The organism is Emcibacter nanhaiensis (genome assembly GCF_006385175.1).
GTDB classification, from domain to species: Bacteria; Pseudomonadota; Alphaproteobacteria; order Sphingomonadales; family Emcibacteraceae; genus Emcibacter; species Emcibacter nanhaiensis.
On the sequence record NZ_VFIY01000008.1, the window covers coordinates 139,757 to 161,655 of the forward strand.

General features: G+C 51.9%; 21 protein-coding genes and 1 pseudogene. 7 read left to right on the forward strand and 15 right to left on the reverse strand.

What is annotated here, in order from left to right; all coding sequences use genetic code 11:
- Nucleotides 1-183: 183 nt before the first annotated feature.
- From FIV46_RS09300 to FIV46_RS09310, 3 genes are all read right to left on the reverse strand, one after another.
- Nucleotides 184-651 carry a hypothetical protein gene (locus FIV46_RS09300; RefSeq protein WP_139940647.1) on the reverse strand — a complete coding sequence of 156 codons (468 nt, stop codon included), beginning with the start codon at nucleotides 649-651 and terminating at the stop codon, nucleotides 184-186.
- A 189-nt stretch (nucleotides 652-840) separates the two neighbouring features.
- A complete protein-coding gene (locus FIV46_RS09305; RefSeq protein ID WP_139940648.1) occupies nucleotides 841-1,230 on the reverse strand; it encodes an EthD domain-containing protein in 390 nt (129 codons plus the stop codon).
- Between the two features lie 14 nt (nucleotides 1,231-1,244).
- Nucleotides 1,245-2,123, reverse strand: coding sequence for an NAD(P)-dependent oxidoreductase (locus tag FIV46_RS09310; protein ID WP_181163151.1), 879 nt, complete (start codon nucleotides 2,121-2,123; stop codon nucleotides 1,245-1,247).
- 147 nt (nucleotides 2,124-2,270) lie between these two features.
- On the opposite strand from FIV46_RS09310, the gene FIV46_RS09315 reads away from it, so the two are divergent.
- Nucleotides 2,271-3,077 carry a helix-turn-helix domain-containing protein gene (locus tag FIV46_RS09315; RefSeq protein WP_181163152.1) on the forward strand — a complete coding sequence of 269 codons (807 nt, stop codon included), beginning with the start codon at nucleotides 2,271-2,273 and terminating at the stop codon, nucleotides 3,075-3,077.
- Nucleotides 3,078-3,149: 72 nt separating this feature from the next.
- Here the strand turns inward: FIV46_RS09315 and FIV46_RS09320 are convergent, their stop codons facing one another.
- The 10 genes and pseudogenes from FIV46_RS09320 to FIV46_RS09360 all read right to left on the reverse strand — a co-directional run bounded on the left by FIV46_RS09320 (nucleotide 3,150) and on the right by FIV46_RS09360 (nucleotide 15,514).
- Complete coding sequence (locus tag FIV46_RS09320) at nucleotides 3,150-3,644, reverse strand: amidohydrolase family protein (protein ID WP_139940651.1); 495 nt, start codon at nucleotides 3,642-3,644, stop codon at nucleotides 3,150-3,152.
- A 24-nt stretch (nucleotides 3,645-3,668) separates the two neighbouring features.
- Nucleotides 3,669-4,037 (reverse strand): hypothetical protein, encoded by a 369-nt coding sequence (locus tag FIV46_RS09325; RefSeq protein ID WP_139940652.1) that lies wholly within the window; start codon nucleotides 4,035-4,037, stop codon nucleotides 3,669-3,671.
- 30 nt (nucleotides 4,038-4,067) lie between these two features.
- The gene (locus FIV46_RS18075) at nucleotides 4,068-4,205 is read right to left on the reverse strand and encodes a hypothetical protein (RefSeq protein ID WP_181163153.1); all 138 of its coding nucleotides are present in this window, start codon (nucleotides 4,203-4,205) and stop codon (nucleotides 4,068-4,070) included.
- Nucleotides 4,206-4,342: 137 nt separating this feature from the next.
- Nucleotides 4,343-6,016 (reverse strand): hydantoinase B/oxoprolinase family protein, encoded by a 1,674-nt coding sequence (locus tag FIV46_RS09330; RefSeq protein WP_139940653.1) that lies wholly within the window; start codon nucleotides 6,014-6,016, stop codon nucleotides 4,343-4,345.
- Between the two features lie 2 nt (nucleotides 6,017-6,018).
- A complete protein-coding gene (locus FIV46_RS09335) occupies nucleotides 6,019-8,097 on the reverse strand; it encodes a hydantoinase/oxoprolinase family protein (protein ID WP_139940654.1) in 2,079 nt (692 codons plus the stop codon).
- 113 nt (nucleotides 8,098-8,210) lie between these two features.
- Nucleotides 8,211-10,424: a TonB-dependent receptor gene (locus tag FIV46_RS09340; RefSeq protein ID WP_139940655.1), complete on the reverse strand. Its 2,214-nt coding sequence runs from the start codon at nucleotides 10,422-10,424 to the stop codon at nucleotides 8,211-8,213.
- A gap of 194 nt (nucleotides 10,425-10,618) precedes the next feature.
- Nucleotides 10,619-13,390 (reverse strand): helix-turn-helix transcriptional regulator, encoded by a 2,772-nt coding sequence (locus FIV46_RS09345; protein ID WP_139940656.1) that lies wholly within the window; start codon nucleotides 13,388-13,390, stop codon nucleotides 10,619-10,621.
- 450 nt (nucleotides 13,391-13,840) lie between these two features.
- Nucleotides 13,841-14,218, reverse strand: coding sequence for a hypothetical protein (locus FIV46_RS09350; RefSeq protein WP_139940657.1), 378 nt, complete (start codon nucleotides 14,216-14,218; stop codon nucleotides 13,841-13,843).
- A gap of 101 nt (nucleotides 14,219-14,319) precedes the next feature.
- Nucleotides 14,320-14,559, reverse strand: a pseudogene (locus FIV46_RS09355) (P-type conjugative transfer ATPase TrbB); the annotation flags it as partial.
- Between the two features lie 271 nt (nucleotides 14,560-14,830).
- The gene (locus FIV46_RS09360; RefSeq protein WP_139940658.1) at nucleotides 14,831-15,514 is read right to left on the reverse strand and encodes a winged helix-turn-helix transcriptional regulator; all 684 of its coding nucleotides are present in this window, start codon (nucleotides 15,512-15,514) and stop codon (nucleotides 14,831-14,833) included.
- 150 nt (nucleotides 15,515-15,664) lie between these two features.
- Here FIV46_RS09360 and FIV46_RS09365 point away from each other — a divergent pair, with 150 nt between their 5' ends.
- The 3 genes from FIV46_RS09365 (at nucleotide 15,665) to FIV46_RS09375 (ending at nucleotide 17,304) form a co-directional block, all read left to right on the forward strand.
- A complete protein-coding gene (locus tag FIV46_RS09365; protein WP_139940659.1) occupies nucleotides 15,665-15,880 on the forward strand; it encodes a tautomerase family protein in 216 nt (71 codons plus the stop codon).
- 77 nt (nucleotides 15,881-15,957) lie between these two features.
- Complete coding sequence (locus FIV46_RS09370) at nucleotides 15,958-16,476, forward strand: OsmC family protein (RefSeq protein ID WP_181163154.1); 519 nt, start codon at nucleotides 15,958-15,960, stop codon at nucleotides 16,474-16,476.
- Between the two features lie 144 nt (nucleotides 16,477-16,620).
- A complete protein-coding gene (locus FIV46_RS09375; RefSeq protein ID WP_139940661.1) occupies nucleotides 16,621-17,304 on the forward strand; it encodes a class I SAM-dependent methyltransferase in 684 nt (227 codons plus the stop codon).
- 17 nt (nucleotides 17,305-17,321) lie between these two features.
- Here the strand turns inward: FIV46_RS09375 and FIV46_RS09380 are convergent, their stop codons facing one another.
- Both FIV46_RS09380 and FIV46_RS09385 read right to left on the reverse strand, forming a co-directional pair.
- Nucleotides 17,322-17,807 (reverse strand): alpha/beta hydrolase fold domain-containing protein, encoded by a 486-nt coding sequence (locus tag FIV46_RS09380; protein ID WP_181163156.1) that lies wholly within the window; start codon nucleotides 17,805-17,807, stop codon nucleotides 17,322-17,324.
- A gap of 445 nt (nucleotides 17,808-18,252) precedes the next feature.
- Complete coding sequence (locus FIV46_RS09385) at nucleotides 18,253-19,602, reverse strand: hypothetical protein (RefSeq protein ID WP_139940663.1); 1,350 nt, start codon at nucleotides 19,600-19,602, stop codon at nucleotides 18,253-18,255.
- A 561-nt stretch (nucleotides 19,603-20,163) separates the two neighbouring features.
- Between FIV46_RS09385 and FIV46_RS09390 the strand changes: the two genes are divergently transcribed.
- The 3 genes from FIV46_RS09390 to FIV46_RS09400 form a co-directional block, all read left to right on the forward strand.
- Nucleotides 20,164-20,616, forward strand: a complete 453-nt coding sequence (locus FIV46_RS09390) for a PAS domain-containing protein (protein WP_281280515.1) — start codon at nucleotides 20,164-20,166, stop codon at nucleotides 20,614-20,616.
- 164 nt (nucleotides 20,617-20,780) lie between these two features.
- The gene (locus tag FIV46_RS09395; RefSeq protein WP_139940665.1) at nucleotides 20,781-21,293 is read left to right on the forward strand and encodes a PAS domain-containing protein; all 513 of its coding nucleotides are present in this window, start codon (nucleotides 20,781-20,783) and stop codon (nucleotides 21,291-21,293) included.
- Nucleotides 21,294-21,450: 157 nt separating this feature from the next.
- Nucleotides 21,451-21,899 (forward strand): HD-GYP domain-containing protein (locus FIV46_RS09400; protein WP_181163157.1); only part of this gene is annotated, 449 nt, incomplete at its 3' end.

Below are 21,899 nucleotides of genomic sequence, written 5' to 3' on the forward strand. Positions count from 1 at the left end.
GCTAAAATGTAATCCATTGGAATATAAGAATATTTTTCATATGTTTGGTTGCGAGGGCAGGATTTGAATTGAACCTACACTCAGAATTTCTCAGTCTAGCAGCGTAAGTCTAGAACCCACTAGAGACGCTGACTGTAATCCTCGAAACTGCACATAAGAAAGGAAAAGCCGCTTAGGTTTACATCAATGGTTTTCGTCTAAAAAGCACCATATATATATCAATCCAACAATAAGTAGATATACCACCTTAGGCTCAGGAACAGATTCTACATCGACAGTCATTAGCATCCCCGAAGACGAGTAATCAAACCCGTAATAGTCCGGAAGTCCGAAAAAGGTGAATTCCACCAAAGGATCAATAAATATCTCCGGTGAAATTAGAAATTCAAAACTATCCCCCAGTTCAGGGATAAAACCATCTATAAAACTAGATACAATATCGCCCCCAAAAATATTCACCGGACCAGAAACATTGAGGACGTCAAATAATCCAGAGGACGTCCCTCCGATTTCAAAATTCATTATCCCGTCATACATGGTAAGGGCGCCATCAATGTTAATTTCTCCCGGAGAAAAACCCGGAGAAAAGGCTCCCCCATAATTGACAACATTTGCCAGGATGTTGCCATTTCCAGAGATAGTGTCATGCAAACTGTCCAACTTTCTTTGAAGACGGACACACCCAACAGCGATCCCATGAGCGTTTCCGAAGTTTTCGAACGATGGAAGTGATTCTCAACGGTGGCCGATGATCACGTTGATAAGGCCGCGTCAGAAGAAACTCGTTTTGATCTGAGGGCTGGTTCGCGGGAAGGGTTGTGTGATCGTGCTGTGCTCCAATCAACGACCGCTTTCCGACAAATCATCAAACACCGTTTCTTCTTCAACGACAAACATGGGTGAATTATCAAGGTCAATGAACTTCAGTTCATCTTGACGAAGCGCCCCCAAAGCTTGCGCCGATGCAGGATCGCTGCTCACCTCAATCAGATCATTAAGGGATGCAAACCAAGCCTGTCCAATTCCATCAAACTTTTCAGGACCGTTTCTTTGCTGCCGAATAGCAGTGCTCACCATGTCTTCGTTTGCGTTGGATTGCACGTATCGAAGAATTCGTAAATCCTGCTTCAGTTCTTGAATGAGGGGCGCGTGAATGTTTTTCCAGTGGTGTTCGAACTCCTCTCGGCTGAGTCCCGGTTTGCGGCGAATACACATAATGGTTTTGATCATCAGATCGGGTTCCTTCAGTCTGAGAGTTGTAAATAATTGTTGGCGACGGCAGAGATGTTTTGAGTTCTCTGTTCTTCTTGGCTTTTAAAAACACTGTGCGTTGCGAAAACGAGCGGCAAGTCTGCACCAACCTCGTCGGATGCGGAGAAAAGGTATCTCAAATCCTTCAGCACCAGCGATATCGGGTATAGGGACTTAAAGTCTTTTGCCGATACCTGCCGAAGTGTTGCCGCCACGATTGGACTGAGCACCGGAGTGGCCTCAAAAAACCGTTCGACCTCGCCAGGGGGCATGCCGCATCGGGACAGAAACCCTAACACCTCGGCCATGGAACAGACCTGTGTCGCCAACAGGCCATTGATCGCAAGCTTTACAAGGGTTGCGTTCGGAGGCGCGCCGACATGATGGTGCGTCGTTCCCATCACCTCAATCAACGTTGAGGCATCAGCAATATCCGCAGGAGCCCCACCCAATAAGAACGTCAGGTTACCCCCTTCCGCGTGCGGCAAAGACCCCGATACGGGCGCTTCAATAAAGCGCCAGCCATTTTGCTTTGCTTCTTGGTCCAATTGGGTGATTCGTTTAAGCGACAGAGTGCTGCATTCAATCGCGATTGACTGGGGGCGGAGGCCTTTCACCAAACCATTTGGCCCGGACCAAATAGCCTGGGATGCTTCATCGCCTTCCACCATGACGAAAATGATCTCAGCATTTTTTGCCGCATCGGATGGCGAAGAGGCGAGTTTTGCGCCTCGGGATACCAAAGGTTCGGCGCGCGAACCTGTCCTGTTCCAAAGCGTAAGAGGAACTCCGGCATCCAGCAGTCGCATCGCCATGCGGCTGCCCATGGCTCCCATGCCCAAAAAAGCGGTGTTTGGAAACGTGTTATTCATCATGAAGTCCGATCACTCAAGCATTCCTGATTCTCAACAGACCCTAGAGCAAAGACTGAACCCATCGCCATTACCTGATAGGTTATTGCACATTTGACCTGTACAAGTATGACTATGGAAACACTGCATGGCGTGCGTAGGAGCAAAATGAGCGAAACGGGACCAAGATTGCCGAAAATGACACTTGCAAGAATGACGCTTGGAACCTTGCTTCGGCAATGGCGGAAAAATTCAGGCTTGAGCCAGCTAGACCTCGCTCTCGATATCGGCGTCTCGACCCGTCATCTGAGCTTTCTCGAATGTGACAAAGCCCTTCCCAGCGAACCCATGTTGAAAGCGATTTCAACGCTCCTTGACATACCGGAGGCCGAACAAAACATGCTTCGTCTCGCGGCAGGCTTTAAGCCTTTGCCTTACAAGCATGGGCCAGAGACAGAAGAACACGGTCGCGTACGAAAAATCATCGAACAGGTCAAGCGGGCTCACAAGGATGTTCCTTTGCTGGTCAAAGATCAAATCTGGGACATCATTGACCTGAACAATCCAGCGCAACGCTTCTTCAAAACATTGACGGGCCGCTCTTTGCTTCTTGAGGATCATTTTGTAAATGTGCTCGAGCTGATCTTCGCTCCGGACCTGTTGCGCAAGCACATCGTCAATTGGGAGGACGTTGCGGACGCGACCGTTCGCCATGTTCATCACGAAACAGGATTAGCCTCCGAGAACCCGGCATTTCAGGCGGTGTTGGATCGCGTAATGGATTTTTCGGGATTTAGGGAGCGTTGGATCAATCCATTATCCATGAACGCAAATCAATATGCGACGCGATACATATTCAACGAGGGGGGCAAACGCCGATCCTACGATTCCGTCCTCATTTCATTAGGCGCGCCCTATGAGGCTATCCTTGGGGGCATTCGCTTTGATACGTTCCATGCCGTCACTGACGAGTAATAGTGCAATTGGCGCTAAACCAACACCCCATCGGTCAAGGTGACCATGCGGTCCATGCGCACAAAAAAGGGCTTAGCAGAAAGATGGTAAGCCCTTGATTTTATTGCTTGTGGGGGCAGGCTTCCAACTGAACCCATACTCAGATTTTCTTAGCTTAGCAGCATAACCATATCCGATATATCGGTTCGTATTTTTTGGTAAAAAGCCCTTCCTCAACTGCTTTCCACAGACCATAATCTGTCCCCCGGCAAAATCTCTAACGGAAGTAAACCCGCGGTGCAGTGAATCTTCCAGCAGCTTCCTCGCCGGATGTGCGAGATTGCTCATCGTTTTTTTGTCAAGCGCAACAAAATCCAGATCACTGATATAGGCGTGGTAATGAGCATCAATCAGGCCCGGCATGAGAACGCATCCTTCCAAATCGATCTGTCTCGCCTGGGAGGGCCTCTCTGATTCAGGCGGGATCGCCCTGATCATTCCCCCTTCCACCAGGACAGATCTATCCGTAACAAGATCAGCTTGGCGACCGTCAAAAATCCTGGCATTCGAAAATAACAGAGGTTCCATTTCATACTCCCTGACAAATCACAATTACTGGATCTGCATCATCATTTCGAGCGCCAAAACTCCAACGCCGAAAATATTTATCGAAATCGCGGAAAACCATGCCAGTCGGGACGAATAAACCTCTGCCGAATAAGTCAAAAGATGCTTTATCACACCAAACCGCAGGATCAAAAGAAGATACAGGATGACAAATGCATTCCATACAGACGGGATTAAAATATCACCCGAAGACCAGATCAGGTAGAATACAGACATCACGAGAATACCAAATACCGGATCTGTGGCCGCCAGGGGGCGGCGCAATAAATCTGATCTTACCTGGCTGACAATATTGTAGCCAACAGCAAGCACAAAATATAATTCGCACAGGGTGTGGATTGAAAGCTCAGGCATGTTCTTCCTCTTTTTCGCTGATAGTCTGTACTACCAGAAGGTTACGACCCGCAGGCCAATATCTCCCCCGATGCGGGCCAACATGATGAAGGCGGGAATGCCGATGATACCGCCGACGGTAAGGAGCCAGAGATGAATTCCAGTCGTTGTTTCGGTTTCCGGAACCATATCACTTGAATGATCTGAATTGGAGGGTGGGCAAGTCACAGGGAGAACTTTCTGTAAGGACTGCAGGAGACTGGACCGCAGGTTAGCAATCCGGTGCCTCCAGCATCTTCAACTGTGGAGTTGCGACGCAAATCATCTCAGGCCCTGACCCCATAGTCCCGCTCCGCCTGATCCGGTGTCACAAAGCCGTTCTTCACATCTTCAGCCAGCTTTGCCGGGTCACGTTGCGCGGGATCGCCGTGGCCGCCGCCGGTTCCAGTCATCAGGCGGATAACCTCGCCTTTTTTCACCGGTACCGAGGTACACATGTGATGACGTTCGCAACTGCCATCATGCCGCAAAATCAGAGCGTAATTGTTGGACCCTTCCTGTCCCCCTTCCATGCCCCATGGACGGGAGACGGTGCGGGAAGCTGCATAGGTCAGGTAGGCCTCTTCGGAAGTGACCCGATAATCCAGGACAATACCTTTTCCGCCGCGATATTTACCTGCGCCGCCGTCCTCGTTATGAAAAGCATACTGGTCAAGGCGCAAGCCGTAACGGGACTCAAAAAGTTCCGTCGGGATATTGAAGGTCTCCCCGTTGGCACAACAGAACTGGCCACTGTCTCCGTCCAGGCCGGCAGAAGCTCCCCAGCCGCCAACCAGCGGTTCCCCCATGACAAACAGGTCCCCGGTGTCCGGATGCAGGCCGCTGATGAAAGTGGCCCCCACGCTCCGCATATGGCCGGCGGGCAGTTTTTCCGGCATCACAGGCGCCAGGGCCTTCCACATAACATCAATGGCCGCGATCAGCGGCTCGTAATAAAGAGAAACAGGGGCCGGGGACTGTGCGCTGATAATGGTGCCATCGGGGCACACTACATCCAGCATACGGAAACACCCGCCATTGGCCGGAATCTCCGTATTGGTTACCGCTTTGAAGATACAACGCGCCCCGGTCACAAGCCCTGTGTAGGAACAGTTGATCGGGCCGGTTACCTGGGCATCCGTGCCTGTATAGTCGGCGATCATCCGGTCCTCTGAGATGGTCACTTTTACCCTGACCGTAAAGGGGCCGTTACCCAGACCGTCTTCCTCAACAATATCCTCGGCTTCAAAAACACCCTGGGGCAGCATCTCCAGTTCGGCAAGGGTCATCCGCTCACCATAATCCAGAAGCTCCTGCATGGCATTTAACACAGGGTCCAGGCCGTATTTTTCGGTCAGTTCCAGCATGCGTTTTGCCCCGACACGCGCTGCTGCCACACCGGCGTGCATATCGCCGAGCGTACTATCCGGCAGTCGCACATTGTCGCGGATCAGACTGACCAGAGACTGGTTGATCTTCCCGCCTTCATAAAGCTTGAGAAAGCGAAAGTGCAGGCCTTCCTGGAAAATATCAGTGGCATTTGTGGATACGCTGCCCGGCTGTGCGCCGCCGACTTCGGTCCAATGCGCCTTGTTCACGGTCCAGCCAATCAGTTTTTCAGCGGAGAAAACCGGCACCAGGATCACCACGTCAGACAGATGCGTCCCGCCACCTTCATAGGGACTATTGGTAATAAACACATCACCTGGACTGACATCACCCGGATTGGGATAGTGTTGCAGGCAACTCTGTACCGCCGTATCCAGAGTAGCGAGAAAGGCGGTCACCCCGTTACCCTGCGCCAGCAGATTGCCTTCGGCGTCGGTCGCCCCCACGGCAAAGTCTGTGGTTTCATAGATAATCGGACTCATACTGGTGCGGATCATGGCCAGGAACATTTCCTCCCCGAGCGCGACGAGGGAATCCTTGATGATCTCCGTTGTAAAAATATCGGTGGTCATGATTATTTCTCCTCCTGATTCAGGGCGACATGATAGTTGCCATAGTCATCCAGGCTCACCCGGTGGTCGGGCGAAACCACCAGCGTCACAGACGGTTCCTGAATAACGGCGGGGCCTTCAAATTCCATCCCCGGTTCCAGGCACAAGCCGTTATAAATCACCGCATCATGAATGCCGTGTTTGTCAAAATCGACAGAGCGTGTGGCGAGAATGGCTTCCTTCAAACTCCGACCTGTTTTCTCCCTGCGAGCCAGCTCCGGTTTGTCCACCGGCACCTTGGCCACCAGATGAAAATTCACGAGCTGCACCGGGGCCTCCAGACGATAGGTAAAGCGTTTCTCATAAGCTTCATGAAAATTAGCGATGGTCGCCACCACATCCGGCGCGCCACCGGCCGTCATCAGGAACGGCACCTTGACAGTGTGTTCCTGTCCCTGATAACGCAGGTCAGCCTGATACTCGAATTGCATCCCGGCGTCCCAGATACTTACTCCATCTGCCCGATAGTCAGCCCGGGCTTTATCCGCCATAAGCGCAAAACTTTCAGCGACCTGTTCGGCGCTCTGAGCCGTCAGAGCCAAAGGACTTGTCTGCAGATAGTCGCGACGAAGATCAGTCAACAGCATACCCCAGGCAGAAAAAACAGAGGAGTTCACCGGGACGATTACCCGCGGCACTTTCAATTCTTCAGCCAGGGCCACGGCATGCATGGCCCCTCCGCCACCGAAAGCAATCAGGGCGAAATCGCGGGGGTCATATCCCTTGTTGGTGGACACCAGCCGCAGTGCGTTGACCATATTGGCATTCGCAATCCGCACAATCCCGCGGGCCAGCTCAGCCCGATCCACATTCAGGTCTTCGCAGAGCGGATCAAAGGCCGCATTCACAGCTTTCCAGTCTGGTTCGACTTCCCCGCCGACGAAGCTCGCCGGATCAATGCGGCCCAATACAAGGTTTGCGTCTGTTGTGGTCGGCTTGCTGCCACCGCGACCGTAGGCCGCCGGTCCGGGCATGGCGCCCGCAGACTGGGGCCCCACATGAAGCTTGCCGCCTTCGTCCACCCAGGCAATGGAACCGCCGCCGTTACCGATTTCCACAATCTCGGACACCGGGGTCTGGATAGGATAACCGGGGCATTTGGTGTCGCGCTCGATAGAATATTCCGTGGTCACCTTCACATCGCCATTTTCAATCAGCGTACATTTTGCTGTCGTACCGCCGATATCTAGCACAATCAGATTCTTCTCCCCGATAATTTCACCAAGGTAGGCGGCCGCAAAAATACCGCTGGCCGGACCGGATTCAACCATGGTGATCGGGTTATTTTTCGCCGCGTTCACCGTGGCAATCCCGCCGTTGGACTGCATCATATAGGGCTTTTCCGCAAAACCGTCCGCGGCCAGATGCTGTTCAAGGGATTCGATATATTTCCTGGCGATGGGATGTACATAGGCGGACAGCACGGTGGTGCTGGTCCGTTCATATTCCCGCCATTCCCGGCTGATCTCGTGAGAGGCCAAAACGGACACTTCCGGCCAGAGTTTGCGAATTTCCGCAAGGGCTTTCTGTTCGTTGATCGGGTTGATATAGGCATGCAGGAAACAGATTGCGATGGCCTCCACCCCTTCCGCCCGGAAGAAGTCAACCATTTCCCCAAGGCCGCTCCAGTCGGGGTCCTGCAGCACATTTCCCTTATAGTCGACCCGCTCGTTAATTTCTGCCCTCAGGTAACGCGCGACAAAGGGTTTGGGTTTGTGAAAATTGAAGTTGAACAGGTCGGGACGGTTGCCGCGGGCAATTTCCAGAACATCGCGGAAGCCTTTGGTGGTGATCAGGGCCGTCTTGACGCCCTTGCGCTCGGTCAGCGCATTAATCACAACAGTCGAGCCATGAGCAAAGAAATCCAGGTCCGCCGGATTCAGGCCCACTTTGCGGATGGTGTTCATCACCCCCTGCTCGAAATTCGGCGGTGTGGTATCGGCCTTTGCCGTCATCACCCTGCCCTGGGTCTCACCGCCCGGATTTACGTCATAATACACAAGGTCGGTAAAGGTGCCTCCGACGTCGCTTGCTGCTCGCATAATCTGTTCCCTTAGTTTCAGAAGTTTTCCTCGACCGCGAGGTAAAGCGGTCCCGGTCGGCGGCCCCACTAAAGGAGCCGCCGCTGTTTCGATCAAGTTGTTAAGGTCAGACCTTAGAAGTTATATCGAAGGTCGATATGCCAGGTCCGCGGCGCAGCCGGATGGGAGAATCCACCGGATACCCATTCGGAGTTATACTTCTCGTCCGTCAGGTTGTTGACGCTGCCGGTGATGGACCAGCCCTGGTCCACATTTTCGATCCCTATACGGGCATTCACCAGGTTGATCGCGCTGCGGGCAGTACTGTTTTCCGCATCCCAATACTGGGCGCCTCGACGTTCATAGTCGGCACGGGCCAGCAGTTCATAGTCCTGGGTGATCGCGGTGCGATACTGAACACCCAGGTTAAAGGTGGTTTCCGGGATATAGGGGGCGTTATTGCCTTCCTGGGCCGGATCCACAGCGTAAGATTTGATTTCGCTGTCGGTGTAGCCGAAGCCGGCCACGATATCCAGGCCTTCACCCAGGGTCGCTGCAGCTTCCAGTTCAAAGCCCTGCAGTTCGACTTCATCAATGTTTACGAGAACCTGCGCACCGACACTGCCGATAAACACAAAGTATAGCGGGTTATCCAGTTTTGTATGGAATACCGCACCGTTCAGACGAAGACGGTTGTCCAGAAGCTCGCTCTTGAAGCCGATTTCGAAAGTTTCGTTTTCTTCCTGCTTCACGACGTCGGAAACTCCGTTGGTCCCGGCATCAGCCGCCACGGCGCCAACACCGTTCTGGTTGAACTGGCCGCTACGGAAACCGATCCCCCAGGAGGCATAGGCGCTGACATCATCGGTGAAGCTGTATTTCGCTGTCACTTTCGGCTGGAACTTGCTGTAGGTTTGCTCGTTCACTGCGCCCTGTGTACCGGAAGTGTTATATTCGGAAACCGTCTGCTTGCGATGGTCTTCGTCATAACGGACCGCCACTGCGACTTCCAGTTTGTCAGTCACATTATAGGCAGCGTTACCGAACAGCGCCCAAGCTTCGTTGTCATTGTCGTCAGCCAGGAAAGACAGGGTCGGGTTGATGGTGCTGTCAAAAGCCGGCAGACGTTCAATGCGCTCAAATCCCATCTCGTTGTCATCCCCGGTGGTGGTGGAGATAAAACGATCCGTTTTCAAGTAATAAGCGCCGACCATCCATGTCAGAGCCTGGTCAGACGGGGACGCGATGCGGAACTCGTTGCTCCAGGCGTCAACATCCACATACTGGGTCTGTGTACCGTCAAAAATTCCGAAAACATCCACAGCAGCGGTATAGGGGAACTGGTCCGCCGCCACATATTCCGTTACCCGGTTATAGGAGAAGATGTTGGTAAAGGTTGCCGCATCGGTTTCCACCGTCAGTTTTGCGGAAAATTCGTCCACGTCGCGCTCGTTTTCGCCAATATTTGTGCCACAGAAGTCGCGGCTGACAACATCAGCTCCCACATTGGTGCCGCCAAAGGGGTTGGAGGAGAAACAGCTGTCGCCATCGTATACAACAGCCTGGTACTGGAAGTTATTTGCGCCACCGTCCGTGCGCAGGATGCTGCCGCGCAGGTCGAGGGTGACGTTGTCACTAATGTTCCAGTTCAGCATGGCGCGAACAGCCACATCCTCGAGATAGTCAACTTTTTCATTCAGGTATTTATTGGTAAAATAGCCGTCCTTGTTCTGATAGCGGCCTGCCACACGGAACAACAGCTTATCCTTGACAATAGGACCGCTGACGGAACCCTGCAGGATATAGTCTTCGCCCGTGCCGTAACTCGCCCGGACAGAGCCTTCGAACTCATTGCCCGGCTTTTTCGTCGTGATCAGGATTGCGCCGCCGGTAGCGTTACGGCCATAGAGAGCTCCCTGCGGACCACGCAGCACTTCGATGCTTTCGATATCGAACATCGGCTGGGTCAGCTGGCGGCTGTTGATCTGAAGAACGTCGTCCACAACCACGGCAACCGGGGATTCACCGTTACGCACCTGAGAAACACCGCGGATGGTCAGGAATGAGGTGCCGGCGCTCTGGGCTTCCGCCAGGGAAACATTCGGTGTCAGAGCCAGGAAATCCCCGGCGGTGTCGATACGTGCATCCTCAATCGCTTGGGCAGAGAACGCCGTTTCGCTAAGAGGAACTTCCTGCAGACTTTCCGAGCGCATACGCGCCGTCACTACGACTTCCTCAAGGATCATGATCTCTTCTGCCGCACTTGCCCCCTGAACAGAGCCGGTAACCGCAAGAGACCCAAGCAACGATGTCGTACCGAGCAAGCGAATTAGGCGTGAACTGGTCATAATCTGTTTCCTCTCATGTTTAGTTTGTCATCTTAGCCGAACACCGGCCGGCTGAGGCCGAAACGGGATCACACATTCCTAAAGTGTTCTGGAAATGCCGGTCTTCTTCAAGCTGCACGCGGTATAGGAGGGCGACAAAAAAGGATAGGCGCAAACGACAGGCCTTACAGGTCCTGTAGGTTAAATGGGTAGGTTCAGGTAATAATATTACGCAAACGAGCCACTTCTACCGCTTGGGCGCGGCGCTCCACACCCAGTTTCTTAAATATATTCTTGAGATGGAACTTGACGGTATGTTCGGTCATGTCGAGAGCCCGGGCAATTTCCTTGTTGGAAAGGTCATGACTCAGTTCCCTGATCACTTCCCGTTCGCGGGGACTGAGAATTTCGGCGTCCTCCCCTTCCAGGATAAGCCGGCTATCATTCTGTTTTTCGAGGCAACTGGTGATAAAATTCCGGGTCAACGGATCCATCGCCTCCTCGCGCCCTTTCTTCTGCAGGGCGCGCAGCAACGGAGCAAGCGAGACATCCTCGGAGAATGGCTTCACCAGTTGTTCCCCAGTAGCAAGCTCGACTGCTTCGGAAAGATCCCTGAGTGCCGCAGTACGGTCGCCCGCTTGTTCCAGCATCAGCGCCCGGCGGACAAGGGTACGAATGACGAAAAGCCAGCCCCGCACATGACGACCGCAGGCGATCTGATCGCCGAGCCAGGCAATGGCCTTGGACCGGTCAACCTGGGCATAATAGTCTGCAAGCGCGTTGGCCACACTCTGATAGGGAAGCCAGGTCGAAATCTTGTCTCGCCAGCAACCCATGGGAAACTCGGCTTCAAGCAGGCTCGCCTCCCGCACTGTCACCGGATCATGCCCCCGGCTCGCCGCTACGGCTTCCGAGATCCTGTGCGCCCGCACCATCACCATAAGCCGCTCTATCCCCCTTTCCCTCGCAACACTGTCACAGCGGGTGACTGCATCAATCTTGTGACCGTTCATGGAGTCATAGCGGTCATAGGCTGCCCCCACCTCCAGTCCGGTGGCGAAAATATCGAGCCAGGCGTCGAACTGAACCACATGTTCAAAAGCGGTGACAAACGCCCCGACCTGCTTGGGACCGGTGAAACAATCCCGCCAGTACATCAGCGCACCCAGCAGAATATCTGCCAGCGCCTTGAGGCCGCTATCAGCACCGAAATTATCCTCAGCCATCTGCCGGGCTTCCCAGAAGTTTGCCTCCGCCAATTTCATCTTTCCCTGGTAACAGGCGGTAAGCCCCGCATGAAGGTAGACGTAATTCAGGCCTAGCAGGGTATTTGCGGCTCGCATCGCCCGCATCGCCAGCCGGCATTGCTCTTCCGCCCGTTCAAATTCGCCAATGCTCAGGCAATACATGATGCGGCAGCAGCAGATAATCGCCAGGGTCAGACCATCCGTCTGCGGTACCGTCGCCACCACCTCTGGCCGCATGACCGTGTCTTCCAGTTCGCCGAGCCTGTCTTCATAAGTGTAAAGCAGAATTCCCACATTTAGAAGATCGCGATTCAGCCCCCCCCAATTAGTCTGCACTCGACCATCCCCGGCAGCGGCAGCAACGGCTTTCTCATACCAGTCCCTCGCATCCCGGAGGTTGCCGTCTTTAAGCGCCAGGTAGGATTTTGCGGTCACTACTCTGGGGTAGTGCCTCACCTCGCTGTCGGGAATATTGCGCAACAGGCTCCTGAGATAACTGATACCGCCAAACAGGATCAGTTCCCAGCCGCCAGCGTCCTCAATCAGCCGGGCGCAACGGTCAAAATCGCCGGCAAGCCGCGCATGGCGGACCGCCTCGACAATATCTCCTTCTTTTTCGTACCAGCAGCTGGCGCGGGCATGAAGCTCCGCAATGTCTGCCGGGCCGAAACTATTTCTCAAAAGTTCCTGTAGGCAATCTGCAAAAAGATGATGATAACGAAACCAGTAGTGCCGGTCGTCGAGCGGCAGGATCAGCGCCTGCAGCGGCTCCAGAGCCTTCAGTATCTTCCAGCTGTCTTTCCTGTCCGTCACCACGTCCGCAAGGGAAGCATTGAATCGCTCTAGAATGGAGGTCTGCATCAGAAAGGCCTGCACGTCGTCAGGTAGTGTCGCCACAACCTGATCGGTCAGGTAGGTAGCGATATGGCCGCTGCCGCCGTGAAATTGGCTCAGCGCGGCGGGGTCGTTGCCTTCTCCCATCATCAGCAGACGGGCAAGCTGAATCGCCACCGGCCAGCCTTCGGTCCTGCTAAACAGGAGATCCAGTGTTTCCTCCGGTAGGGTATCCGATAGGGCGGCACGAGTTTCCTCCCGGCTGAAACGGAGTTCCTCCGCCCCGAGTTCCATCGCCTGGCCACTGGCCAGAAAAACCGGCATGTTTAGCGCTGGTCTGACACGGGTGTTGATGACCAGGCAGAAATTTTCCGGCGCACCTGCCACCAGATCGCCAAGCACCTGGTCAACTTCCCTGTTGTCAATCCTGTGATAGTCATCAAGAATCAGGACTACTTGGCCGCTGTGATCGGCAATGCACTGTAGAATCGACCCTAGCACATTGCGCGGCGAAATCCCGGTGATACCCTGTTCAGCAAGATGTTCGAGACGGCCCATGTCAATCCCAGCATGAGCCAGGGCAAAGACGACATAGGTGAGAAGCTGAAGCGGATCATCGTCCTGTTCATCTAGGGAAAGCCAGCCGACTTTGCCGCCTTTTTCCAGAGTTCGCTGCCGCCATTGATCGAGAAGTGTGGTCTTGCCGAAACCGGCGGTCGCCACTACCAATACCAGGGAACGCTCGCTAGCCTCATCCAGTCGTGCAAGAAGATGCGGTCGGCAGACCAGGGCGATATTCTGCCGCGGCACACTGAGCTTAGCCCGTACAAACCCCTGCATAAGCCACTGACGGGACTCTTCCTGCCCGCTTTCGTCCCGCAGATTATCTTTGGCGTGGCCGGTCATACTTTGTTTGATCCATATACATCCAACTAGGTTTTGCACTTCTTTGCGAAATTTGCAAACTTTTGCAACTACTCGAGAGAGACTAAATTTATAAAGATTGAATTGCCGCAAGAAGTTTAAACATCTATTCCGGTCAACGGAAAGTATCGTTTATAGTGGTTGCGAGGGCACGCAATCACTGATGCAGTCAGTTGGCTCCGGCACCTTGAACTTAACAACCGTTGTCTAAATGATCGATGCGATACGGAAACAATACATCAACTTGACTAGCCCCTCTAACGGTGCTTCGGGCAAATCTAACATCACTGCCTCGACTTCTTCGTGAACGGATCCAGTTCCGGCTGTATCAGCATACACAGCGAATCCAGTTTATGGAGCAACCATTGCATTCAACCCAACAACCTGCACCACTCTGGTTATCAGGCGCGAAACCTAAAGCACGATACTCAGCTATACAAGTTTGCAGATGAAAGCCATCCAGAACACCATGCTCGACGTAGCGGTCAATGCTCCAATGAACGTCGTGCGAGGGAGCTTTGCCCAAAACTCCTCCGGACGACGGAAACCCAACTCCTCAATTTGAGGCTCCCAAATTTCATCATAGTGAAGCACATAATTGTAGCTCGCCCACTGGACAGACATCCAAAATACCGAAAGTACCAGCCCCATATAACCAATATACAATGCATTCGCGACTGCAATAGTAGCCACCACCATCCCAGCGGTTAAGGCAGAAAAGGCCGTAAATCTTAACCAGTAATTATTTTGCTCGGCAACCACGATCATAGTCATAAGCTCAAGCTCGTTTGTCACTTTGTTTTCGTTCATCCTCGTGTCTCCCCTCTAAACCGAATATTTGCTCAGACAATGTCTCTATTATCCGTTTACAATATCCTATTGGGATATGTGCCTCAAATTTCGATGAGCGCGCTGCCAGCGAGTAGCGCGACCAAACGGACGATACGCTCACAGTCAGCGGCGGAAAGCACTTCACCCGTGTCGGCGAGGCCTTCGCTCAGCCGGTCGACCCACAAGCAGCCGTCGGGATTGAGCATGACCTCGACAACCGCAGAGTCTTCGAGCCATGCTGCGACGTCGGCCCCGAGCACAGTCCTGAGCATGCGCGCGCCACGGGCGAGAGCTTCAGATTTGAATGTGTGGACGGTCATTGGCGGCCCCGCATTGGATTACGGAACCAATCAAGAAGACCGTTAAAGGGTCAGTAGCAACAGCCTAGAAGGCGTAGTAGTGCAACGGCGCGCAAAGGCAGGATAATGCGGAAGTAGCGCGCAAGAGCAAAGTCGGCTTTGCGGACAAAACCGGCATTGTATCCGGCCTTCCACTCAATTTGAACCAAGGGTAGCGTGGAATTTGCACCAAACGGTTTGTCCCAGACCCGAGCTACTAATTGGCGGCTCTGCGTTGCTCAAATCGGGAGCGCTACTGAACCTCGGCATAGCTGCTCCGCATAAGCCACCTTGTCAAAGTCCGTTGCATCAGATCGTGTCCGGTCAAGCTAATTCGCCCACCGTCAATTTCTTCTTCGAATGTCGAGTGCCCCATCCAGGCCGATGTCAGCGCACAGAGTTCACATACGACAAAAAGATCAACGTCGAACTTAGGGTCAGTGTAGCAGAGATCAGTTTCTTCGCCTGGCTTTGCCACGAGCCAGTAATTCGCCGTTTCGTTCGGTGTGTCGTTGAGAATGAATTGGATGACGCTTTTTCGTTTCGGCAACTGCAACAGATCGATTTTTCTGCGGATATTCCACATCAGCATTCGGGCATCGAGGTCTTGAAGTGACGTTTCGCAGTCGATGTTGCGGTGCGCCCATTCTCCGAGACCGCGGATCAGCGGCTCGAGCTCATCTGCGAGCGGGGTTGTCAAATACTCAGCATGTGCGCCAGGACCACTGCCACGGCGGATGAGGAGGCCGTTGGCTTCCATCTCTTTCAAACGCTTGGACAGCAGACCAGGTGACATCCCCGGAACACCCCGCTGGATTTCACTGAAACGGGTCGAGCCGGACCACATTTCGCACAGCACGAGCATGGTCCAGCGCGGCTCCAACAGGCTGGCGGCCATCGCGACAGGGCAAAATCTCGGGTAATTCGAATCTGACATTGCGGTACCTCCACCTCAAGGAAAACATTTCGGGCCGGAACAGTCTACTTCAGAAACTATAGTGGATTTACTGCATTTGCAGAACTGGTTTGGCGCAAGTGACCGGTGCAAGCTTCGTTTCACCAAAGTTGGAAGCAAAGGAGGCAAACCATGCCGCTGGTGGATATCGAAGTGATTGAAGGCGTTTTCGACGACGAACAGAAGGCAAAAATGATCGAGAAAGTGACCGATGCGATGGTCGAAGTCGAAGGCGAGAACATGCGCCCGGTGACCTGGGTCCGGGTCAAGGAAGTGCGCAGCGGTCATTGGGGGATTGGCGGCAATACGCCAAGCGCCGATGACATCAAGGCCATGGCCGCGGGATGAATGACGGTTTGGCCGGAACGTCAACACAGGCGGTTCGGCCAAACTCAAGGCTTTTAAAACCGGTTGGAGAAAAAACGATGAACCTGAACCGTCGTGCCAGAGAGGCGCAACTGCGCGCGATTTCCATATTCACACAGCGCCCGGAACGCGCTCAGGTGGTCAATCGTGGATCCGCCGAAGTTCGGGCTGGTCTATGCTGCACTTATGAGCAGGCTGGCCACCGACTTACCCTCGACATGCCCGGCACAATTGGGGGAAGCGATGAAGGGCCGTCGCCAGGCTATTTTGGACGTGCCGCGATTTGCGGCTGTCTCGCGATCGGGATCAAGATGACCGCGGTGCGGGAAAACCTGCACCTCGACACCGTGCGCATTGGGATCGAGCAGGACTGGGACAATCGCGGGGTGCTCGCCATGGAGGGAGCGAGCCCTGTGCCAAACGATACGCGGATCGCCATTGAGATCAGGAGCTCCGAACCCGAGGAGAAGGTCGGTGAAATGGTCAGCCGGGCACTTGCCAACGATCCATGGTTCCTCGCCTACCGGGATGCGCAGCCGGTCAGCACCACGATCTCGATCACGAAGGAGATTGCGTGATGGATGCCCGGCTTCAACTTCGCGTCCAGCGCTATGGCTGGGATGCGGCAGCGGCCCATTACCACACGGCCTGGGAGGCCCAGCTGCGTCCTGCCCATGATCGGCTGCTAGAAATGGCCCAGGTCAAGTCCGGACAAACGGTGGTTGAAACGGCCTGCGGTAGCGGGCTGGTCACCTTGCGGCTTTCCGAAGAGGTCGGAGCGGGGGGGGCAGGTTCTTGCGACCGATCTTTCGCAGGGTATGATTGACGACTTACAGAGCCGCTTGGACAGAAGTCCCGATGCGAATATAGAGGCAAGACGCATGCCTGCAGAAAAACTCGATGTACCCGATGAGACTTTCGATGCTGCAATTTGCGCGCTCGGGCTGATGTATACGCCCGATCCTGCCGCCGCTGTGTCTGAGATGGCACGGGTCATAGCTCCCGGAGGCACAGTCGCAGCGACCGTATGGGGTGAGCGCCGGAATTGTGGCTGGGCGGAAGTTTTTCCCATTGTCGACGCCCGTGTCGCATCTGAAGCCTGCCCGATGTTCTTTGGAGCAGGGGCGCCAGATGCACTTAGGCGGCTCTTTGAAGACGTTGGGCTAGAGAACATTCTAGAGCACCGTCAGTTCGAAACGTTGGTCTTCCAATGCGACAAAGATGTCGTAGATGCCGTTCTGCTTGGTGGCCCCGTGGCACTTGCCGTCAAACGGTTCGACGATCAGGACTGGAACGGGGTTCGTCAAGAGTTCATGGCCTCTGTCGCTGAGTACAAGCAAAGCGACGGGAGCTACGGTATCCCCGGTGAATTCGTCACTGTGCGGGGTATTCGTCCGGTAGTCTGAACGACTTCTCCTGTGCGCTATCGCATCTGCAACGCAGCATCGCGGCCTGCGTTTTCATACACCCACTCAAAAACAGCGATAGCGTCCTCAGCCGCTGCCGGAAATTTATTCTCCGGCGCCAGCCGGTAGGAGGAAGAGATGACAATAGCTCCGGATTTGGCGCAAAGTCGGCGACACAAGCCGTCATAGGCGCCAATGCTTCCCATCATCATACCGCCGCCATGATAGAAAACACATGCCGGCAACTTTTCCTCCGGACCATCCAATGGATAATACAGGCGGACGGCGATGGGGCCTGCTTTGCCAGGCACCTCCAGGTCCTCCACATGAGCAACAGGCAAATCAGGGTACCCGATCCGCTCGTAAAATCTGTCAAAGGTGAGACGCATTTCAGCAGGCGTCATGGATAAATCCAGAAAAGGATCTTTTTCCAGCATTTCGACAACTGCGCGTGTCTGGGGATCAAGAATACTTCGATCCGGACGAGTTTGGTTATTAGTCATGGAGTTCCCCGTCATAATTGAATATATGTGTCGGAAATTAGGAACTCTGAGCGCCCACTACTCCCCTCAAAAGTATGGTGCATGCTGATATCAATGTGCAGTTCACCAACTATAAAGACTGGACAGTTCCAATCGTCTAGTTACTTTGTCGGGCAAAAATAAAGGTGGGGGATTTATTTCGTTGGTTGCGTATGATTTGAACCTATAAACTTAACGCATTGATTTTATTGAGTATTTATATTTCCACCCAAATATGGAAAATGTAACCCACTGGAATATAAAGATATTTTCCATATGATTGATTGCAAGGGCACGCCTCCAACTGAACCCATACTCAGATTTTCTCAGTCTTGCAGCGTAAATTTAGAACCGAGTAAAGATGCAGACTGTGGCTTAACATGTCCTCGAAACCGCCCAACTAGTTGGACATAACTCAGTCAGGTGATTAGAAACTTGGCTTTCTTCCCGCACTAAATTCCTTCCATGGAAAACGCACCATATGGCCCGGGGTTGGGATTTCATTGCTTAGGACTTGCCCGGATATATATTTAAACCCCACCTGGCGTGCCAGAAATAGATCGTCGCTCGTTGAGACGGAAAAGGCGGCTGTTTCCAATCCATTCTTCTTGCAAGATGCAACCATATTCTCCAACTTTTCCCAATAAGTATCAGCCGCATTCTCTTTGTAGCTCACGATTACCGTCATACCTTTTAAGCCACATTCTCTATAGAATTGAACATCACGAGAGACAATATCGGTACATATTAAAACTACCGCGCGACAATAACGTTTCAACATCGAGGTTATTGCTGTCAGTTTTGCAGCGGGAATCCCGGGCGGAAAATCCACCAGGGCAAAAGTGAGATAGCGTTGCCAGTGATCTGGTATTTGAGAGCAAAGCTGAATGTAAGCCTTTAGACGTTCAGAAGAGACTACCGTTTCGTAGCGGAGCGGAATGGAAAAAATCGCCCTGAAGTTATTTTCATGAAATTCCTGAAGTGTATTGTGACACGCCTCAAATAAATAATAATCGAGAGAAACGAGATCCTTGCCTTTCAGAAATTTGTTTACAGTGGCATAGCCTCCAGAACTAATAGGCATCTGCCGAATTGGCCGACAGCTCAGACCATAGGTGGAAATAACTTCATGTTTCGAGTCCCAGATTGGAATGTAGCTAATTGAGAATTTTCGGTCCAATTGTGAAAGTAACGCGTGCCCTTCTCTGTCAGCTACACAACAAGAGTTTTCACTAGTGACATTTTGACATGAAATATCGTCAAAAACATCCGAAGTGAGCAGTTCATCTAATGTCGTTGATTGGAAAACCAGGTTCCCATCGAGTTTCCCGACGGCCGTTTGGACAATAATTTCCCTGGTGTCAGCCTGGCCCAGGAACTTTCGGGTCAGTTCTTCCAGTATTTTGGCGCAGACAAGCTTTGCTTCATTTTCAGATAGTCGAGCAAAAACGATAATATGTTCGTCACTACTACGTGAGAAAAATACATCCTCGTCTCCCAATCTCCTCGCGATAATCTGCTCCAAAAAGCTAAGAACCTTACACTCAAGTTTTGGCCAAGCCTCCCCCAACCTCTCTTTCAGTGGTCCAAGACCTAAAAGTTGAACCCTTCCCGCTGTTGGAGAGGAAACTGTTTCCAATATGGCGCAAAGTTTCTGCTCGATCGTCGGAGCCAAGGGAACATGCTCGACTTCCTTTGATCCCGGTGGTGGCACCGTCGAGGTGATCTGTTCATAAAATAAACCCGAAAGAACCTTCGCAACATAATTCCTTACCATTGGCCAACATCTCCCCAAGATACGAACCAAAACCACGTTAAAAACACGCATATAACTTCCAGTACTTAAAAGGATGTACAGGAAAAATATGCACTCTAAATTTGGATAAGGATCGATATATCCCCAACGCCCCAAAACTCATCAAACAGACCAGTTCTGCAAGTGATTTCCTGAGGTATGTAAATAGTCGCACCTCAATGCTGCCACTTCAGGTCAGTTTCCACCTGAGTAGTTTTTATTTGGCCCCGATAAGTTGCGTTCTTCTATTTTTATTGAATATATTCGCTTCACGTCTGACAGGCAAAGTTACTATTACAGGATGTACTTTCTTCTATCACGGCGAATATTTCATCTTATCTTACATAAGATGACTATAATAATATACCTAAAGTAAATTATTTACTAAATAAAAGTGCACTTCTTATCTAACAACAGTAGATTCATGTGGTAAATTGAGTTAAAAAGTCTCATGTATAACTATGATGTATAACAATCCCGCATAACTAGCACACATTGTGTTGGAAATGGTGGGGCGTCGGACAGGGGGAAAAATCTATGTTTATGTATCCCGTAGAGTTTTCAGATCTTAAACACGATGTTCATAAGGAGCTGTTTCAATATTGGAACAAGATTAGGGGCACTCGATCTATGCCACGCCGGAAGGATTTCGAGCCGACAGAGGTGCCAAATGTGTTGAAACATATCCTCATGGTGAATGTAGAGCAAGCTACAGGTCGGTATCTGATCCGGCTGCTTGGATCGGAAACAGTACAAGCCTTGGGTGCAGATCCCACAGGTCAATATGTAGATAGTATTCCCGTCATTTCCCGAGTTGTGGAACGTTGCAATTGGATCGTTGAAAACAAGATCCCCTATTACTACCAAGGCAACGTTGAATGGTCGGAAAAAAACTTCCTTGAATATCGGTCTATAACGTTCCCTTTTTCCGACGACGGAGAAACTGTTGATATCATAATGGCCGCTATGGTTTACCTCTTTCCAGAGTCGACCTGACCCGCCTACACCATATCTCTCGGTTTCGGAGAAGGCCGCAGTGGGGGTGTGAAGGGCAGCAGCAATCTTGAGAGGATTTTCTATTATTAGGGAATGATATTATACTGTCAGGTCTGTTTGGATTCGCGTTCCTATATCAATAGATCCCTAAAGTAAAATGGGGCATGAATAATAGTAAAGGTATCTTTTTTCCAATGTTTAAAGCCCCCGTTCAGCTATCCGACTTGGAATATGATGTCCATAAAGAACTGTTTTCCTACTGGGACAAAATCAGGGGGTCAAAACCCATGCCAAGCCGAACGGATTTTGATCCCATTGATGTTCCTGGACTGCTGACACATATCTCTATGGTTGATATAGAGCCCGAGACCGGAAGATACAAGTATCGACTGGTCGGTTCCGAAACAGTCACTGGTGTAGGGGAGGATTATACGGGAAGATATCTTGATGAGCTTCCTGTCATGTCTGGAGTAATCGAGCGATATAACTGGATGCTTGAGAATAAAATACCTTACCTCTACAGGGGGCAATTCATCTGGTCGAAGAAAGACTATCTTGACTATTGTGCCTTAAACCTTCCCTTTTCTGACGATGGCGTGACTGTCAACATTATCATGACTGGCGTAGTCTGTTTCTTGTCAAATCATACAGAACGTCAATATCCCAGGAAGAGATGAGCCAGAACAACAAGTTCATCAAGCAGCAATCAGAAAAATCAGCCTCACATTATAGCACCAGGAAAAATCCTTAAAATTTTAAGTGAATTTTTGTAGATATTAATTCCCACGCCTTAAGCTGGTCTCTTCCTTCATGGTATACAGAGGTATTGGGGAAATGAACACTGATAACTATTCAATATTTAATTCAGACACTGATGAGATCGTTAAGAATACTGTACTGCTTCTTATCGGACTAAGTGATCTGTACACAAAAGAACACTGTATCATGGTATCCGAACTAGCTGCCCGGATCGCCCAAAGGCTTGGCGTTCTGCCAGGTGAGATTGAAAAGATAAAGCTGGCCGGCTACCTTCACGACATTGGTAAACAGGCGATACCACAGGGTTTTATATCCAAGCCCGGAAAGCTATCTCCCCAGGAATATGAGTTGGTCAAAACACATGTCCAGGTTGGCGTAGATGTCCTTCATCAGTTAAAAGTGAGCCCGGCAGTGGTCCGCATGGTTGGAGAACATCATGAAAGGTTGGACGGTAGCGGATACCCCAATTGTCTCAGAGGATCGGAGATATCGCTTGGTGGTCAGATCATAGGCGTTGCCGATGT

Coding starts and splice junctions, on each gene's coding strand:
- FIV46_RS09330 (WP_139940653.1), bottom strand. CDS start 6,016: ATGACCACCGATATTTTTACAACGGAGATCATCAAGGATTCCCTCGTC.
- FIV46_RS09350 (WP_139940657.1), bottom strand. CDS start 14,218: ATGAACGAAAACAAAGTGACAAACGAGCTTGAGCTTATGACTATGATC.
- FIV46_RS18075 (WP_181163153.1), bottom strand. CDS start 4,205: ATGGTTCCGGAAACCGAAACAACGACTGGAATTCATCTCTGGCTCCTT.
- FIV46_RS09335 (WP_139940654.1), bottom strand. CDS start 8,097: ATGCGAGCAGCAAGCGACGTCGGAGGCACCTTTACCGACCTTGTGTAT.
- FIV46_RS09345 (WP_139940656.1), bottom strand. CDS start 13,390: ATGACCGGCCACGCCAAAGATAATCTGCGGGACGAAAGCGGGCAGGAA.
- FIV46_RS09395 (WP_139940665.1), top strand. CDS start 20,781: ATGAATAATAGTAAAGGTATCTTTTTTCCAATGTTTAAAGCCCCCGTT.
- FIV46_RS09370 (WP_181163154.1), top strand. CDS start 15,958: ATGAACCTGAACCGTCGTGCCAGAGAGGCGCAACTGCGCGCGATTTCC.
- FIV46_RS09390 (WP_281280515.1), top strand. CDS start 20,164: ATGTATCCCGTAGAGTTTTCAGATCTTAAACACGATGTTCATAAGGAG.
- FIV46_RS09325 (WP_139940652.1), bottom strand. CDS start 4,037: ATGCCTGAGCTTTCAATCCACACCCTGTGCGAATTATATTTTGTGCTT.
- FIV46_RS09385 (WP_139940663.1), bottom strand. CDS start 19,602: ATGGTAAGGAATTATGTTGCGAAGGTTCTTTCGGGTTTATTTTATGAA.
- FIV46_RS09315 (WP_181163152.1), top strand. CDS start 2,271: ATGAGCGAAACGGGACCAAGATTGCCGAAAATGACACTTGCAAGAATG.
- FIV46_RS09380 (WP_181163156.1), bottom strand. CDS start 17,807: ATGACTAATAACCAAACTCGTCCGGATCGAAGTATTCTTGATCCCCAG.
- FIV46_RS09365 (WP_139940659.1), top strand. CDS start 15,665: ATGCCGCTGGTGGATATCGAAGTGATTGAAGGCGTTTTCGACGACGAA.
- FIV46_RS09310 (WP_181163151.1), bottom strand. CDS start 2,123: ATGAATAACACGTTTCCAAACACCGCTTTTTTGGGCATGGGAGCCATG.
- FIV46_RS09305 (WP_139940648.1), bottom strand. CDS start 1,230: ATGATCAAAACCATTATGTGTATTCGCCGCAAACCGGGACTCAGCCGA.
- FIV46_RS09360 (WP_139940658.1), bottom strand. CDS start 15,514: ATGTCAGATTCGAATTACCCGAGATTTTGCCCTGTCGCGATGGCCGCC.
- FIV46_RS09320 (WP_139940651.1), bottom strand. CDS start 3,644: ATGGAACCTCTGTTATTTTCGAATGCCAGGATTTTTGACGGTCGCCAA.
- FIV46_RS09340 (WP_139940655.1), bottom strand. CDS start 10,424: ATGACCAGTTCACGCCTAATTCGCTTGCTCGGTACGACATCGTTGCTT.